This is a genomic window from Oryzomicrobium sp. (assembly GCF_036820405.1).
Lineage (GTDB): Bacteria > Pseudomonadota > Gammaproteobacteria > Burkholderiales > Rhodocyclaceae > Oryzomicrobium.
In genome coordinates this window covers 60,059-75,029 of record NZ_DAISLS010000016.1, presented here as the reverse complement: position 1 = coordinate 75,029, position 14,971 = coordinate 60,059, and the positions used below count along the sequence as shown (strand labels likewise).

Below are 14,971 nucleotides of genomic sequence, written 5' to 3'. Positions count from 1 at the left end.
AATGCGGCCAGGGGCGCGGAGTTTCGCGGGGCGCGGACGAAGGTCCGCGCCAGTCCTCATTCTTCGGCCAGGGTGATCTTGAATTCCTGGAACGAGGGGATGGATTGGGTGAACTCGGTGGCCGTCGGCGTGAGGTCGGTGGCGTCCGCCGCGGCGGGCACGCCCAGGTCCGAGTTGTTGATCAGCCACGACAGGTTGGTGGGCGAATCGGCGTTGGCCAGGGCTTCGTCCAGGGTGATGGTGTTCTCGCGGTAGAGGCGGAACAGGTCCTGCTCGAAGGTCTGGGAGCCGGGGGCCAGGCTCTGTTCCATGGCCTCCTTGATGGCGGTGACTTCGCCGCGCTCGATCAGTTCCTGGATGTGGCGGGTGTTGAGCAGGATCTCCACCGCCGGGAAGCGCTTGCCGTCGGGCTTCTTCACCAGGCGCTGGGAGACGATGGCCTTGAGGGTCACCGACAGGTCCAGGTACAGGGCCGGCCGGTTTTCCAGGGGGAAGAAGTTGATGATGCGGTTGAGCGCGTGGTAGCTGTTGTTGGCGTGCAGGGTAGCCAGGCACAGGTGGCCGGTTTGGGCGTAGGCCAGGGCCGCCTGCATGGTGGCCTTGTCGCGGATCTCGCCGATCAGGATGCAGTCCGGCGCCTGGCGCATGGCGTTCTTCAGGGCCGATTCCCAGTCGGCGGTGTCCATGCCGATCTCGCGCTGGTTGACGATCGACTTCTTGTGCTTGAAGAGAAACTCGATCGGGTCTTCCACCGTCAGGATGTGACCGGAACGGTGGGTGTTGCGGTAGTCCAGCATCGAGGCGATGGTGGTGGACTTGCCCGAGCCGGTGGCGCCGACGAGGAGGATCAGGCCGCGCTTGGCCATGATCAGTTCCGAGAGCACCGGCGGTAGGCCCAACTGGTCCAGGGGCGGGATGTTGCCCTGGATGTAGCGGATGACGATGGAGACCGAGCCGCGCTGGCGGAACAGATTGATGCGGAAGTTGCCCACGTGGGGAATGCCGAAAGAGAGGTTCATCTCCTTGGTTTCGGCGAAGGCGTGGGCCTGCTCGGCGTTCATCAGCTCGGCGGCGATGCGCTCGATGGTGGCCGGGTCCATGATCTGCTGGTTGACCGGGACCGTGTTGCCTTGAATCTTGATGTGGATCGGCGTGCCGGCGGAAATGAACACGTCCGAGGCCTGTTTCTCGGCCATCAGCTGGAACAGCTTGTCGAGGATCATGCGGGGCTCCGCCAGGGGGTGGGGGCTGGGGTTGAGACGATGCGGGCCGCCCGCAGGCGGCCCGGCAAGGGCGGGATTAGTCGCCGCGCAGCAGGTCGTTGATGCTGGTCTTGGCCCGGGTCTGGGCGTCCACCTTCTTCACGATCACGGCGCAGTAGAGACTGTAGGAACCGTCCTTGGAAGGCAGGTTGCCGGACACCACCACCGAGCCCGGGGGCACGCGGCCGTACATGATTTCGCCGGTTTCCCGGTCGTAAATCTTGGTGGACTGGCCGATGTAGACGCCCATGGAGATCACCGAGCCTTCGCCGACGATCACACCTTCGACCACTTCGGAACGGGCGCCGATGAAGCAGTTGTCCTCGATGATGGTCGGGTTGGCTTGCAGGGGCTCCAGCACGCCGCCGATGCCGACGCCACCGGAGAGGTGCACGTTCTTGCCGATCTGGGCGCAGGAGCCGACGGTGGCCCAGGTGTCCACCATGGTGCCTTCATCGACGTAGGCGCCGATGTTCACGTAGGAGGGCATCAACACCACGTTCTTGGCCAGGAAGGAGCCGCGCCGGGCGGTGGCCGGCGGCACCACGCGGAAGCCGCCTTGCTGGAAGCGGTGGGTGTCGTAGCTGGCGAACTTGGTCTGCACCTTGTCGAAGAAGCGCAGGTCGCCGGCTTCCTGCACCTTGTTGTCTTCCAGGCGGAAGGACAGCAGCACGGCCTTCTTGATCCACTGGTGGGTGACCCAGTCGCCGTCGATCTTCTCGGCGACGCGCAGCTTGCCGGAGTCGAGCTGCTCGATCACGGCGGAGACGGCTTCGCCGATCTTGGCCGGAGCGGTGCCGGGTTGCAGGCTGGCACGGTTTTCCCAGGCGTCTTCGATGATGTTTTGGTAATCCTGCATGGTGTGCTCTCTGAAAAGGGGAGATGGAAAAAATGGAAATCCGGCGCGCGAAATCGGGGCGACTGCCGGTCAAAAATACCCAGGCCCGCCGCACGGGGCAGGCCTGGGCCGGGATCGGTCGTGCCGGGCCGTGGCGGTCTTGCAGGTCGCCGTTTACAGGCTGCGGGCGAACTGGCGCAGGCGTTCGGCCGCTTCCAGGCACTGCTCCTCGGGAGCCACCAGGGCGATGCGGACGAAATTGGCGCCGGGATTGACCCCGTTCGCCTCCCGGGCCAGGTAGCTGCCGGGCAGCACCACCACATTATATTCAGCATAAAGACGCCGGGCGAAGTCCGTATCGGCGATAGGCGTGCGGGCCCACAGATAGAAGCCGGCGTCCGGCAGGGCGGTGTCGAGCACGTCGGCCACCAGGGGCGTCACCGCATCGAACTTGGCCCGGTACAGGCTGCGGTTCTCGGCCACGTGGGCCTCGTCCTCCCAGGCCACCACCGAGGCGGCCTGGACGGCGGGCCCCATGGCGCTGCCGTGGTAGGTGCGGTAGAGCAGGTAGTTCTTCATCACCTGGGCGTCGCCGGCGACGAAGCCCGAGCGCATGCCCGGCACGTTGGAGCGCTTGGACAGACTGGAGAACACCACCAGCCGCTCGAAATTGGCGCGGCCCAGCTTCTGGGCGGCGGTCAGGGCGCCCAGGGGCGGGGCGCCCTCGTCGAAGTAGATTTCCGAATAGCACTCATCGGCGGCGATGACGAAATCGTAGCGGTCGGCGTAGTCGAACAGGCGCTTCCAGTCGTCCAGGGACAGCACCTTGCCGGTGGGGTTGCCCGGGGAGCAGATGTAAAGCAGCTGCACCCGCTGCCACTCGTCGTCGGACAGGGCATCCAGGTCGAAGGTGAAGCCGTTTTCCGGCAGGGTGTTGAGAAAGCGCGGCTCGGCGCCGGCCAGGTAGGCCGCCCCTTCGTAGATTTGATAGAAGGGGTTGGGGCTCACTACCAGGGGAACGTAGCCCCGGCTCGGGTCCACCACCGTCTGGGCGAAGGAGAAGAGGGCCTCCCGGGAGCCGTTGACCGGCAGGATCTGGGTGTCCGGGTTGAGGTCCACGCCGAAACGGCGCTCGATCCAGGCGGCGATGGCGCGGCGCAGGGGGGGGGTGCCCTGGGTCGAGGGATAGTTGGCCAGGCCCCCCAGGTTGGCCGCCAGCGCTTCCTTGATGAACGCCGGGGTCGGGTGCTGGGGTTCGCCGATGGAGAGCTTGATTTCCCGCAGGCTTTGGTTGGGAGTCACCCCGGCGAACAGCTGACGCAGCTTTTCGAAAGGGTAGGGGTGCAGCTTGGCGAGATGGGGATTCACGTTGGGGCGCCTCGATGGTTTCCTGGGGCTGGCCGGGGCCGCTGTGCGCCGGTCCGCATGGGGACCGGCCGACGGCGTCCGACGAAACATTCCATTATACGAGAGCCGCCGTTCGGTGGCGGTCCCGCGCTGCGCCCCGGCCCGGCAAGGGCCGGTCGGAAGGGCGGAGGGGCCTCGCCGGGCCGCTCCCGGCGCGGGAAAGTACGGGAAAATTGAGGGGAAGGGGCCTTTTCGGCTATCATTCCTTTTTCCCGCAGCACGTTCTCCCATGACCAAGTACGTCTTCGTTACCGGCGGTGTCGTGTCCTCCCTGGGCAAAGGCATCGCTGCCGCCTCGCTGGGGGCGATCCTCGAATCCCGAGGCATCACCGTCACCCATCTCAAGCTCGATCCCTACATCAACGTCGATCCCGGCACCATGAGCCCCTTCCAGCACGGAGAGGTGTTCGTGACCGAGGATGGCGCCGAAACCGACCTGGATCTTGGCCATTACGAGCGCTTCACCAGCGCCAAGATGGGCAAGCGCAACAACTTCACCACCGGCCAGATTTACGAGTCCGTGCTCAAGAAAGAGCGCCGCGGCGAGTACCTGGGCAAGACGGTGCAGGTCATTCCCCACATCACCGACGAGATCAAGGCCCACATCAAGCGTGGCGCCGAGGGGGCCGAAGTGGCCATCGTCGAAGTGGGCGGCACCGTGGGCGACATCGAATCCCTGCCGTTCCTCGAAGCCATCCGCCAGATGGGCATCGAGGAAGGCCGCACCAACACCTGTTTCCTGCACCTCACCTTGCTGCCGTACATTCCCACGGCGGGCGAGCTGAAGACCAAGCCGACCCAGCACTCGGTCAAGGAGCTGCGCGAGATCGGCATCCAGCCCGACGTGCTGCTGTGCCGCGCCGATCGCAAGATTCCCGAGGACGAAAAGCGCAAGATCGCCCTGTTCTGCAACGTGCAGCAGGAAGGCGTGATCGAGGTGCTCGACGCCGATTCGATCTACAAGATTCCGGCCATGCTGCACGACCAGATGCTGGACGAAATCGTCTGCCACAAGCTGGGCATCCTGGCCAAGGCCGCCGATCTGTCCGTGTGGGACCGCCTGGTGGAAGCCATGGAGCATCCCGACCACGAGGTGGACATCGCCTTTGTCGGCAAGTACGTGGATCTGACCGAGTCCTACAAGTCCCTCATCGAGGCCTTGAAGCACGCCGGCATTCACAACCGGGCCAAGGTCAACATCCACTACCTGGATTCCGAGGACATCGAGAAGAGCGGCTGTGGCGCGCTCAAAGGCATGGATGCGATCCTGGTCCCCGGCGGCTTCGGCAAGCGCGGCACCGAGGGCAAGATCGCGGCGATCCGCTACGCCCGCGAGAACAAGATTCCCTACCTGGGCATCTGCCTGGGCATGCAGCTCGCCGTGGTCGAATTCGCCCGCGACGTGGCCGGCATGGCCGGCGCCCACTCCACCGAGTTCGACAAGTCTTCCCCCTTCCCGGTGATCGGCCTGATCACCGAATGGCAGGACCGCTCGGGCAAGATGGAAAAGCGCAGCGAGGACTCCGACCTGGGCGGCACCATGCGCCTGGGCGGTCAGGCCTGCCACCTCAAGGACGGCTCCCTGGCGCGCAAGATCTACGGCAAGGCCGACATCACTGAGCGCCACCGCCACCGCTACGAGGTGAACAACACCCTCCTGGCCGAACTCGAAGCCAAGGGCCTGGTGGTTTCCGGCCGGGCGCCGGGCACCGACCTGTGCGAGATGGTGGAACTCCCCGACGATCAGCACCCCTGGTTCGTCGGCTGCCAGTTCCACCCCGAGTTCACCTCCAACCCCCGCCAGGGCCATCCGCTCTTCTCCGCTTACGTGCAGGCCGCCATGGCCCAGCGCAAGGCGGGCAAGTAAAGCCCGGCCCGCCGTTTCCGGAGGCAGCCCATGAAGCTCTGCGGCGTCGAAGTCGGCCTGGACAAGCCCCTGTTCGTCATCGCCGGACCGTGCACGGCCGAATCCCTCGACCTCTGCGTCGAGGTGGCCGGCACCATGAAGGCAGTGTGCGATCGTCTCGGCATCCCCTACATCTTCAAGGCCTCCTACGACAAGGCCAACCGCAGCTCCGGCAAGTCCCCCCGGGGGCCCGGGCTGCAGGCCGGCCTGAAGATGCTCGACGAGGTGCGCCGCCAGGTCGGCGTGCCCATCCTCACCGACGTGCACACCGAGGACGAGGTGTCCGAGGTGGCCGCCGTGGTGGATGTGCTCCAGACCCCGGCCTTCCTCTGCCGCCAGACCGACTTCATCCACGCCGTGGCCGCTTCCGGCAAGCCGGTGAACATCAAGAAGGGCCAGTTCCTGGCCCCGGCGGACATGAAGCAGGTAGTGCTCAAGGCCAAGGAAGCCAACGGCGGCGCGGACACCATCATGGTCTGCGAGCGCGGCGCTTCCTTCGGCTACAACAATCTGGTGTCGGACATGCGCAGCCTGGCGATCATGCGCGACACCGGTTGTCCGGTGGTGTTCGACGCCACCCACAGCGTGCAGCTTCCCGGCGGTCAGGGCACCAGCTCCGGCGGCCAGCGCGAGTTCGTGCCGGTGCTGGCCCGGGCGGCGGTGGCCACCGGCGTGGCCGGGGTGTTCATGGAAACCCACCCGTGCCCGGAAAAGGCCTTCTCCGACGGCCCCAACGCCTGGCCCCTGGACCGGGCCGAGTCCCTGCTCACCACCCTGGCGGCCATCGACCGCCTGGTGAAGTCCGGCCCCTTCGACGAAACCGCCCTGCTGCAAGGAGCCTGAGATGGCCGCTTACCTGATGGCCGAAGCCAAGGTTACCGACCCGGGGGCCTACGAGACCTACAAGCGCCTGGCCCAGGTGGCCATCGCCCAGTACGGCGGCCGCTACCTGGTGCGCGGCGGCGCGGTGGACGTGCTCGAAGGTCAGTGGACGCCGCCCCAGCGCCTGGTGCTGGTGGAGTTCCCCTCCGTGGAGCAGGCCAAGAAGTTCTACGATTCCCCCGAATACCGGGCGGCACGCGACGCCCGCGCCACGGCCGCCGACATGAACATGCTGGTGGTGGCCGGGGTCTGACGCCCGGTGCCGCCGCTGCCGTTTTTATCTTAAGAAAGGGAGTGCAATGAGCGCTGTTGTTGATGTCGTCGCCCGCGAGATTCTCGATTCCCGCGGCAACCCCACCGTTGAAGCCGATGTGCTGCTCGAATCCGGCGTGATGGGCCGTGCCGCTGTGCCGTCCGGCGCTTCCACCGGCTCCCGCGAGGCCATCGAGCTGCGCGACGGCGAAGCCGGCCGCTACCTCGGCAAGGGCGTGCTGCGCGCCGTCGAGAACGTGAACACCGAGATCTCCGAGGCCATCATCGGCCTGGACGCTCAGGAACAGGCTTTCATCGACAAGACCCTGATCGACCTGGACGGCACCGAGAACAAGTCCCGCCTGGGCGCCAACGCCATGCTCGCCGTGTCCATGGCCGTGGCCAAGGCCGCCGCCGAGGAATCCGGCCTGCCCCTGTACCGCTACTTCGGCGGCATGGGCCCGATGCAGATGCCGGTGCCGATGATGAACATCATCAACGGCGGCGCCCACGCCAACAACAGCCTGGACATCCAGGAATTCATGATCATGCCCGTGGGCGCTTCCAGCTTCCGCGAGGCCCTGCGTTGCGGCGCCGAAATCTTCCACGCCCTGAAGAAGCTGCTCGACAAGAAGGGCTTCCCCACCGCTGTGGGCGACGAGGGCGGTTTCGCCCCCAACCTGGGCAGCCACGCCGAGGCCATCCAGCTGTGCATGCAGGCCATCGAGAACGCCGGCTACACTCCGGGCCAGGACGTGCTGATCGCCCTGGACTGCGCCGCCTCCGAGTTCTACAAGGACGGCAAGTACCACCTCTCCGGTGAGGGCTTGCAACTGACCTCCGCCCAGTTCGTGGACTACCTGGCCAACCTGGCCGACCAGTTCCCCATCGTTTCCATCGAGGACGGCATGGCCGAAGGCGACTGGGAAGGCTGGAAGCTGCTGACCGACCGCCTGGGCCAGAAGGTGCAGATCGTCGGCGACGACCTGTTCGTCACCAACACCAAGATCCTCAAGGAAGGCATCGAGAAGGGCGTCGCCAACTCGATCCTGATCAAGATCAACCAGATCGGCACCCTGACCGAGACCTTCGCCGCCATCGAGATGGCCAAGCGCGCCGGCTACACCGCCGTCATCTCCCACCGTTCCGGTGAGACCGAAGACAGCACCATCGCCGACATCGCCGTGGGTCTCAACGCCGGCCAGATCAAGACCGGTTCCCTGTCCCGCTCCGACCGCATCGCCAAGTACAACCAGCTGCTGCGGATTGAGGAAGACCTGGGCGACACCGCGACCTACCCGGGCCGCGAGACCTTCTACAACCTCAAGTAAGCGGTTGCCGGCATGACGAAGGGAGCGCGAGGACATTAAGCCCTCGCGCTCTTTTTTGATCCGCCGCCTCCCACCACAGCCTCCCACGCTCCACACCCCATGCGCTGGCTATCCGTCGCCCTCCTGGCCGTCCTGGCCTTGCTCCAGTACCCCTTGTGGCTGGGCAAGGGCGGCTGGCTGCGGGTATGGGAGGTGGACCGGCAGCTGGAACAGCAGCGCGAGGCCAATACGCTGTTGCAATCCCGCAACGCCGGCCTGGATGCAGAAGTGCGCGACCTCAAGCAGGGCTTCGACGCCATAGAGGAGCGGGCCCGCTTCGAGCTGGGCATGATCCGCAACGACGAAACCTTCGTCCAGGTGCCGGAGCAGGCCGACGACGACTCCCCGGCAGCGGCCAAACCCGCTGAGGCTCCGCCGGCCAAGCCCTTGCCGCCGGCATCCCCCGCCAAGGCCGCCATAAAAAAAGCCGGACGCTAGTCCGGCTTTTTTTATGGGCGGTGCCCGTCTGGCAGGCTACTTGTCCAGTTCGATCTGGCCCGACACGGTCACCGTCACCTGGCTCTGGCCGGCTTCCACCGGCATCGGCGCCGAGGCCACGTCGGCCGCCATCGGCGCAGCCATGCGGAACATGGGGCCGGGCATGCGGTTGTGGCTGCTCACCGACAACTGCTTGATCTTGTAGGGCTGGCCCAGGGTGGCCGAGATGCGCTTGGCCCGTTCCTTGAAGGCGGCGATGGCCTCCTCGGTGGCCGCATCTTCGGCCTTGGCCCGGGTGGACGGGGAGGGCACGAAGGACAGGGCGCCCAGGCCCAGGTTGGCGCCTTGCAGCTTGCCGAGCAATTCGGACATGGCGGCGGGGTCGGCGGATTCCAGCTGTAGCTCGGAACGCACGCGCCAGCCTTCGACCTTGCCGTTCTTGCCATAGGTCGGGTAGGTCTGGGTGCCGCCGCTCTGCACCTGCACGGCGCCGTAGCTCTTGGCCAGGCGCAGCGCCTCGGCCAGCTTGGCATTGACCTGCTTGCCCGGCTCGCCCGGGGTGGCGCCGCTGGCTTCGGTGAACACGCTGGCCCGGGCCAGGTCATTGGGGGCGGTGCGGCTGGCTTCGGCGGAGAGCTCCACGGTGGTGTCCGCCTGGGCCGCCGTGGCGCCGAGGAGGGCGGTGCCGGCGACGATCAGGGGCAGCAGGACGCGGGCGCCGTGGCGGCGAGGAGTGGCGGGAACGAGGGGGAACGTGCGGTCAGGACTCATGGCATCTCCTGTGACAAATGAATGGCTATTCTAGGCACGGGCGCCGTTTTCGTCTGTGGCCGGAATGTGCGCCGGGTGTGACGGACGGTAAATGGATCGGGCGTGGCGGGTAACCAGATTGCAACGGGAGCGGTGGCGGCGCTTGGGGGGCTCCGCTAGAATCCCTCCATTGCCCCTTTCACATTGCCAAAGCGGGGCGGGACGGGATGTACCCGCCCCAGCCCGCCGCCCGGCAGCCTTCCGGAGTTTTGCATGACCCAGACCATTCTCAAGAACACCGTCGTCACCCTGGACTACAGCGTGACCGACCCGGACGGCAACGTGGTGGACCCGGGCGAAAAGCCCATGGTGTACCTGCACGGCGGCTACGGCGACATCTTCGACAAGATCGAGGAAGTCCTCCAGGGCAAGAACGTGGGCGAAACCATCAAGGTCAAGCTCCAGCCCGAGGAAGCATTCGGCGAGTACGACCCGGAGCTGGTCCAGATCGAGCCGCGCAACCGCTTCCCCAAGGAACTGGAAATCGGCATGCAGTTCGAGGGCGCGCCCGAAGAGTCCGACGAGGACGATTTCATCCTCTACCGGGTCACCGACATCGCCGACGACAAGGTGGTGCTCGACGGCAACCACCCCCTGGCCGGCACCGCCCTGGTGTTCACCGGCACGGTCATGGAAGTGCGCCCCGCAAGCGAGGAAGAGATCGCCCACGGCCACGTCCATGAAGACGATGACGACGAGGACGATCTGACCCTGAGCATTGGCACCAGCCACTGACTTGCGGCCCGCCAGCGCCCCGCCCAGCGGCGGGGTGCCGTCCGAACGCCACCGCGCTGCGGTGGCGTTTGCGTTTATGCAGGGCCTGGGTGCGCTGGGGAATCGATATGAAAAAGGCCGCCCGGAGCGGGGCGGCCTGGATAGCGGCGGGGGCGGGCGTGGCGATCAGCGCAGTAGCCGGCCGTCCTGGTTGAGAATGGTGATGTCCACGTAGCGGGAACCGGCGTGGTTGTTGGGGGAGAAGCTCAGGACCAGCCCCCCCAGGTCGAAGTCGCGGATGGTTTCCAGGGCGTCGCGCACCTTCTTGGGCGTCGGGTTCGGGCCGGCCCGCTTGAGGGCTTCCACCAGCACCTTGGCGCCGACGTAGCCCTCGGCCACGGTGTGGTTGAGTTCGATGTCCTTGGGCGGGAAACGATGGAAGGCCTCCGCCAGTTCCCGGGCCAGGGGCGTGGTGCGGGCCAGGGGGTCGGGCACTACCTGGACCACCGACAGGCCCCGGGCGGTGCCGTTGCCGATCAGCTTGGCCACCTGGGGGCCGTCGGTGACCGACAGGGCCACCAGCTGGGCCATGTTGCCGGCGGCGCGCAGCTGCTTCATGAACTCGGCCGAGGCGGCGGTGTTGGACACCATGATCACCGCCTGGGGATCGGCGGCGGCGATGGCCTTGACCGCCGTTTCCACCTTGGTGGTGTTCTTCTCGTAGCCGCCCTTGGCCACCAGGGTGGCACCGGCCGCCTTCAGGTAGGACTCGGCAGCGGCCAGGCCGTCCTGGCCGAAGGGGTCGTCCTGGTAGAACACGGCGATGCGCTTGAAGCCGATGGGCACGAACTGGTCCACCACCTTCTTCACCTCGTCGGCGTAGGTGGCCCGGGTGACGAACAGCCAGGGGTAGGGCGGCTTGACCAGGGCCTGGCCGCCGGAGCGTACCGTGACCAGGGGTATGCCCAGCTCGGCCAGCACCTTCTCCTTGATCAGGGCTTCGCCGTTGCCGGTGCCGACCACGCCGAAGAAGGCCACGGGCTGGGCCTCCTTGGCCAGTTCGCGCACCATCCGCACGGTTTCCGGAGCCTTGTAGCCGTCGTCCCGGGACACCAGGCGCAGCTTGGCGCCGTGGACGCCGCCGGCGGCGTTGACCGCGTCGAAGTAGATCTGGGCACCGGCGCGCAGGCCCTTGCCGGTGGGGGCCAGGGGGCCGGAGAAGGGGGCAGACTGGGCGATCACCAGTTCCCCGCCGCCCGATGGGGCGGCAGGCGGCGCGGCCTGGGCGGCAAAACCGAGGCCCAGGGCCAGCAGGGGAAGGCGGCGCAGGAGGCGCAGGGAGCGTTTGGCAGGTTCGCCGAGCGGGCGGAGGAAGATGCGGTGCATGGTATCCCCTGAAAAATTATATTTATTCCGAATTCTATTGCAGAACCGTTACCGCCGGCAGCCCAGGATGCCTCAGCGGGGCGGCCAGGGGCGGCTCTCGAAGCGGAACAGCTCCGGGCTGGCCGGATCGATGATGCCCTTGACCCAGCCCATGATCGGATAGCCGTAGGTTTCCACCCGGGTGAAGCGCAGCAGGGGCTGGCGGGTCACCGGGTCCCGCAGCGGGTGGTCGATGCGGTGCCAGTGGGTGTCGCCGTGCACCACCACTACCGGGCCGTCGAAGGCCAGCACCTGGGTCTTGAGCAGGTCGAGGAATTCCCGGTAGCCCTGGTGAGCGAGGCCGCCTTCGTAATGCTTCCAGCCCGGGTTGGCCTGCATCACCACCACCACGCCCCGGGATTTTTCGTTGCTGGCCAGGGCGAAGGATTCCTCCAGCCAGGCCAGGTTGGCGGCGTTGCGCCGGACGAACTCGGGGTTGGGCAGGGGGCCGGGGCCGTAGTTGTTCTCGCTGCCGGTGACGTTGACCGTGACGAAGCGCACCGGCCCCAGGGTCCAGCGGGCGTTTTCGCGCAGCTCGGCCTGCTGCTCGTAGGGCAGGCGCTTTTTGCCCAGGGACTGGCCGTCGGCGAAGAACAGCCGGCGCAGGAAGCCGAGCCGTTCCTCGGGCCGGAAATGGCCGGCGGCCAGGCGGTCGCAATCGGTCCACTCGTTGTCGCCGGGGGTGTAGAAAAGGGGTGCCGGCGAGGCGTCGAGCAGGGCGTGGCGCTCGCGCAGCAGGGTGTCGGCGCAGGATTCCCGGCCGCCCTTGATGTCGCCGTCGTGGACCGCAAAGGCCACGTTTTCGGCGCCGATGGCGGCGAGCATCCGGGGCAGCTCGGCCCGCTCGTGGGCCGAATAGGGCACGTCGCCGATCAGGGCAAAGGTGTAGCGCTCCTGGGCGGCGGCGGAGGTGCACGCCAGCGCCACTGCCAGGGCGGCGAGGAGTCTTGCGCCCATGGGGGCGGTCCGTGTGCGGAGCGCCCGGACGGTCATTGGGCCAGGGCTTTCAGTTCGTAAAGGGCAGCCAGGGCTTCCCGGGGGGTCAGGGCGTCCGGGTCGATGCCGGCCAGGCGATTGGCCACGGCCTTGGCCTGGACATCTTCCGGGGATATGGCAAACCCCGCGTCCCTATTAGCTTCCCAAGGTACATCGTCGAACTCCGCGTCTGGCGCGGAGTTCGGGGCGGGGGCGGCGAACAGGTCCGGCTGGAGCGGGTCCAGAGTGGTGCGGGCTTCCAGCTCCCGCAGCTCGCGCCGGGCCGACTTGAGCACCCCCGTGGGCATGCCGGCCAGGGCAGCGACGTGGATGCCGTAGCTCTGGCTGGCCGGGCCGTCCTCCACTGCGTGGAGGAAGACGATCTTCTCGCCGTGCTCCACCGCCGAGACGTGCACGTTGGCCAGCATCGGGTATTCGTGGGAGAGCCGGGTCAGTTCGAAATAGTGGGTGGCGAACAGGGTCAGGCTGCGGTTCTTTTCCACCAGGTGGCGCAGGATGGCGATGGCGATGGCCATGCCGTCGAAGGTGGAGGTGCCACGCCCCACCTCGTCCATCAGCACCAGGCTGTGCTCGCCGGCCTGGTGCAGGATGGCGGCGGCCTCGGTCATTTCCACCATGAAGGTGGAGCGGCCCGAGGCCAGGTCGTCGGCGGCGCCGATGCGGGTGAAGATGGCATCGAGCGGCCCGAGCACGGCGCGCTTGGCCGGCACAAAGCTGCCCACGTGGGCGAGCAGGGCGATCAGAGCCGTCTGGCGCATGTAGGTCGATTTACCGCCCATGTTCGGGCCGGTGACCAGCAGCAGGCGGCGTTCCGGCGACAGGTCCACGTCGTTGGCGATGAAGGCCTCGCCCTTGGCCGAAAGCTCGCCTTCCACCACCGGGTGGCGGCCGGAATCGATCAGCAGCCCCGGGGTGTCGGCAAATTCCGGGGCACACCAGTTGCGGTTGGCGGCGGTGTCGGCCAGGGCCGCCAGCAGGTCCAGCTCGGCCAGGGAGCGGGCCAGGGCTTGCAGGCCGGGCACCGCCGGTTGCAGGGCGTCGAGCACCTGCTCGTAGAGCCATTTTTCCCGGGCCAGGGCCCGATCCTGGGCGGACAGGGCCTTGTCCTCGAAGGCCTTAAGCTCCGGGGTGATGTAGCGCTCGGCGTTCTTCAGGGTCTGGCGGCGCCGGTAGTCGTCGGGGATCTTGGCGGTGTGGGCGTGGGTGACCTCGATGTAGAAGCCATGCACCCGGTTGTACTCGACCTTGAGGCTAGGGATGCCGGTGCGTTCCCGCTCCCGGGCCTCCAGCTCGATGAGGAAGGCGCCGCAGTTGTCGTGGATAGCCTTCAGCTCGTCCAGTTCCGGGTCGAAGCCCGGGGCGATCACCCCGCCGTCGCGGATCAGGGCCGCCGGCTCGGGCAGGATCGCCCGGGCGAGCAGGTCGGTCACGCCTTGCGGGGCGTCCAGGCCGGCGAGCAATTCGCCCAGATGGGGGGCCACCGGGCCGGCGGCGCCGAGCACGGCCTGCAATTCCGGCAGCCGGTGCAGAGTGTCGCGCAGGCTGGAGAGATCCCGGGGCCGGGCGTTGCGCAGGGCCACCCGGCCGGTGATGCGCTCCACGTCGGCGACGCCCTTCAGGCGCTCGCGCACCTGGCGGGCCAGTCGCAGGTTCTCGTCCAGCAGCTCGGCGATGGCCTGGTGGCGGGCCACCGGCAGGGCGCGGTCGCGCAGCGGGTGGTGCAGGGCGTGGCGCAGCCGGCGCGAGCCCATGGCGCTGACACAGGTGTCGAGCAGGGAGAACAGGGTGGGGGAGGGCTCGCCGCGCAGGGTCTCGGTCAGTTCCAGGTTGCGCCGGGTGGCCGGGTCCAGGCCCAGGTAGGCGGATTCCCGCTCCACGGTGAGGCCGCGCACGTGGGGCAGGGCCCGGGCCTGGGTGGCCTGGGCGTATTGCAGCAGGGCGCCGGCGGCTGCCAGGGCGGGCTTCACCCCCTCGGCGCCGAAACCGCTCAGGTCCTGGGTGGCGAAGTGGGCGGTGAGCAGGCGCTTGGCCGCGTCCAGGTCGAAGTGCCAGTCGGGGCGGCGGGTCAGGGGCACGTCCACCGCCAGGGCCAGGGTGCCGAGCTGGGCGCTGTCCGGCACCAGCACCTCGGCCGGGCGGATGCGCTCCAGCACGGTGGCGATGCGTTCCGGCGCCACGTCGGAGACGCGCAACTCGCCGCTCGCCAGGTTGAGCCAGGCCAGGCCGTGGGCGCCCTTGGCGCCGGCACCGGGCAGCCAGGCGAGCAGCAGCAGGTCGCGCTTCTCGTCGAGCAGAGCCGCGTCGGTGATGGTGCCCGGGGTGACGATGCGCGACACGGCCCGTTCCACCGGCCCCTTGCTGGTGGCCGGGTCGCCGACCTGCTCGCAGATCACCACCGATTCGCCCAGCTTGACCAGCTTGGCCAGGTATTGCTCGACGGCGTGGTGTGGCACCCCGGCCATCTTGATCGGCATCCCCGCCGACTGGCCCCGGGTGGTGAGGGTGATGTCGAGCAGTCGGGCGGCCTTCTCGGCATCCTCGAAGAACAGCTCGTAGAAGTCGCCCATGCGGTAGAACAGCAGGGTGCCCGGGTGCTGGGCCTTCAAGCCCAGGTATTGCACCATCATTGGGGTATGGGCTGGCGTCGTGGCCACGGCGGGTTGCTCGGCTT

General features: G+C 67.4%; 13 protein-coding genes. 6 read left to right on the top strand and 7 right to left on the bottom strand.

The window, feature by feature from the left end; translation table 11 throughout:
* Positions 1-56: 56 nt before the first annotated feature.
* The 3 genes from V7Z98_RS15795 to dapC all read right to left on the bottom strand — a co-directional run bounded on the left by V7Z98_RS15795 (position 57) and on the right by dapC (position 3,468).
* Positions 57-1,223, bottom strand: coding sequence for a PilT/PilU family type 4a pilus ATPase (locus tag V7Z98_RS15795; RefSeq protein WP_334159027.1), 1,167 nt, complete (start codon positions 1,221-1,223; stop codon positions 57-59).
* Positions 1,224-1,299: 76 nt separating this feature from the next.
* Positions 1,300-2,121: a 2,3,4,5-tetrahydropyridine-2,6-dicarboxylate N-succinyltransferase gene (dapD, locus tag V7Z98_RS15790; RefSeq protein ID WP_334159026.1), complete on the bottom strand. Its 822-nt coding sequence runs from the start codon at positions 2,119-2,121 to the stop codon at positions 1,300-1,302.
* Between the two features lie 153 nt (positions 2,122-2,274).
* Complete coding sequence (gene dapC, locus V7Z98_RS15785; protein WP_334159025.1) at positions 2,275-3,468, bottom strand: succinyldiaminopimelate transaminase; 1,194 nt, start codon at positions 3,466-3,468, stop codon at positions 2,275-2,277.
* 268 nt (positions 3,469-3,736) lie between these two features.
* On the opposite strand from dapC, the gene V7Z98_RS15780 reads away from it, so the two are divergent.
* From V7Z98_RS15780 to ftsB, 5 genes are all read left to right on the top strand, one after another.
* The gene (locus V7Z98_RS15780) at positions 3,737-5,374 is read left to right on the top strand and encodes a CTP synthase (protein ID WP_293264659.1); all 1,638 of its coding nucleotides are present in this window, start codon (positions 3,737-3,739) and stop codon (positions 5,372-5,374) included.
* 30 nt (positions 5,375-5,404) lie between these two features.
* Positions 5,405-6,256 (top strand): 3-deoxy-8-phosphooctulonate synthase, encoded by an 852-nt coding sequence (kdsA, locus tag V7Z98_RS15775; RefSeq protein WP_293264657.1) that lies wholly within the window; start codon positions 5,405-5,407, stop codon positions 6,254-6,256.
* A gap of 1 nt (position 6,257) precedes the next feature.
* A complete protein-coding gene (locus V7Z98_RS15770) occupies positions 6,258-6,548 on the top strand; it encodes a DUF1330 domain-containing protein (protein WP_293264655.1) in 291 nt (96 codons plus the stop codon).
* Positions 6,549-6,594: 46 nt separating this feature from the next.
* A complete protein-coding gene (eno, locus tag V7Z98_RS15765) occupies positions 6,595-7,878 on the top strand; it encodes a phosphopyruvate hydratase (protein WP_334159024.1) in 1,284 nt (427 codons plus the stop codon).
* Positions 7,879-7,977: 99 nt separating this feature from the next.
* Positions 7,978-8,355 (top strand): cell division protein FtsB, encoded by a 378-nt coding sequence (gene ftsB / locus V7Z98_RS15760; RefSeq protein ID WP_334159023.1) that lies wholly within the window; start codon positions 7,978-7,980, stop codon positions 8,353-8,355.
* Between the two features lie 36 nt (positions 8,356-8,391).
* Here the strand turns inward: ftsB and V7Z98_RS15755 are convergent, their stop codons facing one another.
* Positions 8,392-9,126, bottom strand: a complete 735-nt coding sequence (locus V7Z98_RS15755; RefSeq protein ID WP_334159021.1) for an SIMPL domain-containing protein — start codon at positions 9,124-9,126, stop codon at positions 8,392-8,394.
* Between the two features lie 252 nt (positions 9,127-9,378).
* On the opposite strand from V7Z98_RS15755, the gene V7Z98_RS15750 reads away from it, so the two are divergent.
* Entirely contained in the window at positions 9,379-9,900 is a 522-nt protein-coding gene (locus V7Z98_RS15750) for an FKBP-type peptidyl-prolyl cis-trans isomerase (protein ID WP_293264647.1), read from the top strand.
* Positions 9,901-10,065: 165 nt separating this feature from the next.
* Here the strand turns inward: V7Z98_RS15750 and V7Z98_RS15745 are convergent, their stop codons facing one another.
* The 3 genes from V7Z98_RS15745 to mutS all read right to left on the bottom strand — a co-directional run bounded on the left by V7Z98_RS15745 (position 10,066) and on the right by mutS (position 14,924).
* Positions 10,066-11,265 carry an ABC transporter substrate-binding protein gene (locus V7Z98_RS15745; RefSeq protein WP_334159019.1) on the bottom strand — a complete coding sequence of 400 codons (1,200 nt, stop codon included), beginning with the start codon at positions 11,263-11,265 and terminating at the stop codon, positions 10,066-10,068.
* 72 nt (positions 11,266-11,337) lie between these two features.
* Positions 11,338-12,261: a hypothetical protein gene (locus V7Z98_RS15740; RefSeq protein WP_334159018.1), complete on the bottom strand. Its 924-nt coding sequence runs from the start codon at positions 12,259-12,261 to the stop codon at positions 11,338-11,340.
* A 32-nt stretch (positions 12,262-12,293) separates the two neighbouring features.
* Entirely contained in the window at positions 12,294-14,924 is a 2,631-nt protein-coding gene (gene mutS, locus V7Z98_RS15735; RefSeq protein ID WP_442951854.1) for a DNA mismatch repair protein MutS, read from the bottom strand.
* Positions 14,925-14,971: the final 47 nt, after the last annotated feature.

Coding starts and splice junctions, on each gene's coding strand:
- V7Z98_RS15780 (WP_293264659.1), top strand. CDS start 3,737: ATGACCAAGTACGTCTTCGTTACCGGCGGTGTCGTGTCCTCCCTGGGC.
- mutS (WP_442951854.1), bottom strand. CDS start 14,924: ATGGTGCAATACCTGGGCTTGAAGGCCCAGCACCCGGGCACCCTGCTG.
- V7Z98_RS15795 (WP_334159027.1), bottom strand. CDS start 1,223: ATGATCCTCGACAAGCTGTTCCAGCTGATGGCCGAGAAACAGGCCTCG.
- V7Z98_RS15745 (WP_334159019.1), bottom strand. CDS start 11,265: ATGCACCGCATCTTCCTCCGCCCGCTCGGCGAACCTGCCAAACGCTCC.
- V7Z98_RS15770 (WP_293264655.1), top strand. CDS start 6,258: ATGGCCGCTTACCTGATGGCCGAAGCCAAGGTTACCGACCCGGGGGCC.
- V7Z98_RS15740 (WP_334159018.1), bottom strand. CDS start 12,261: ATGGGCGCAAGACTCCTCGCCGCCCTGGCAGTGGCGCTGGCGTGCACC.
- V7Z98_RS15755 (WP_334159021.1), bottom strand. CDS start 9,126: ATGAGTCCTGACCGCACGTTCCCCCTCGTTCCCGCCACTCCTCGCCGC.
- V7Z98_RS15750 (WP_293264647.1), top strand. CDS start 9,379: ATGACCCAGACCATTCTCAAGAACACCGTCGTCACCCTGGACTACAGC.
- dapD (WP_334159026.1), bottom strand. CDS start 2,121: ATGCAGGATTACCAAAACATCATCGAAGACGCCTGGGAAAACCGTGCC.
- eno (WP_334159024.1), top strand. CDS start 6,595: ATGAGCGCTGTTGTTGATGTCGTCGCCCGCGAGATTCTCGATTCCCGC.
- ftsB (WP_334159023.1), top strand. CDS start 7,978: ATGCGCTGGCTATCCGTCGCCCTCCTGGCCGTCCTGGCCTTGCTCCAG.
- kdsA (WP_293264657.1), top strand. CDS start 5,405: ATGAAGCTCTGCGGCGTCGAAGTCGGCCTGGACAAGCCCCTGTTCGTC.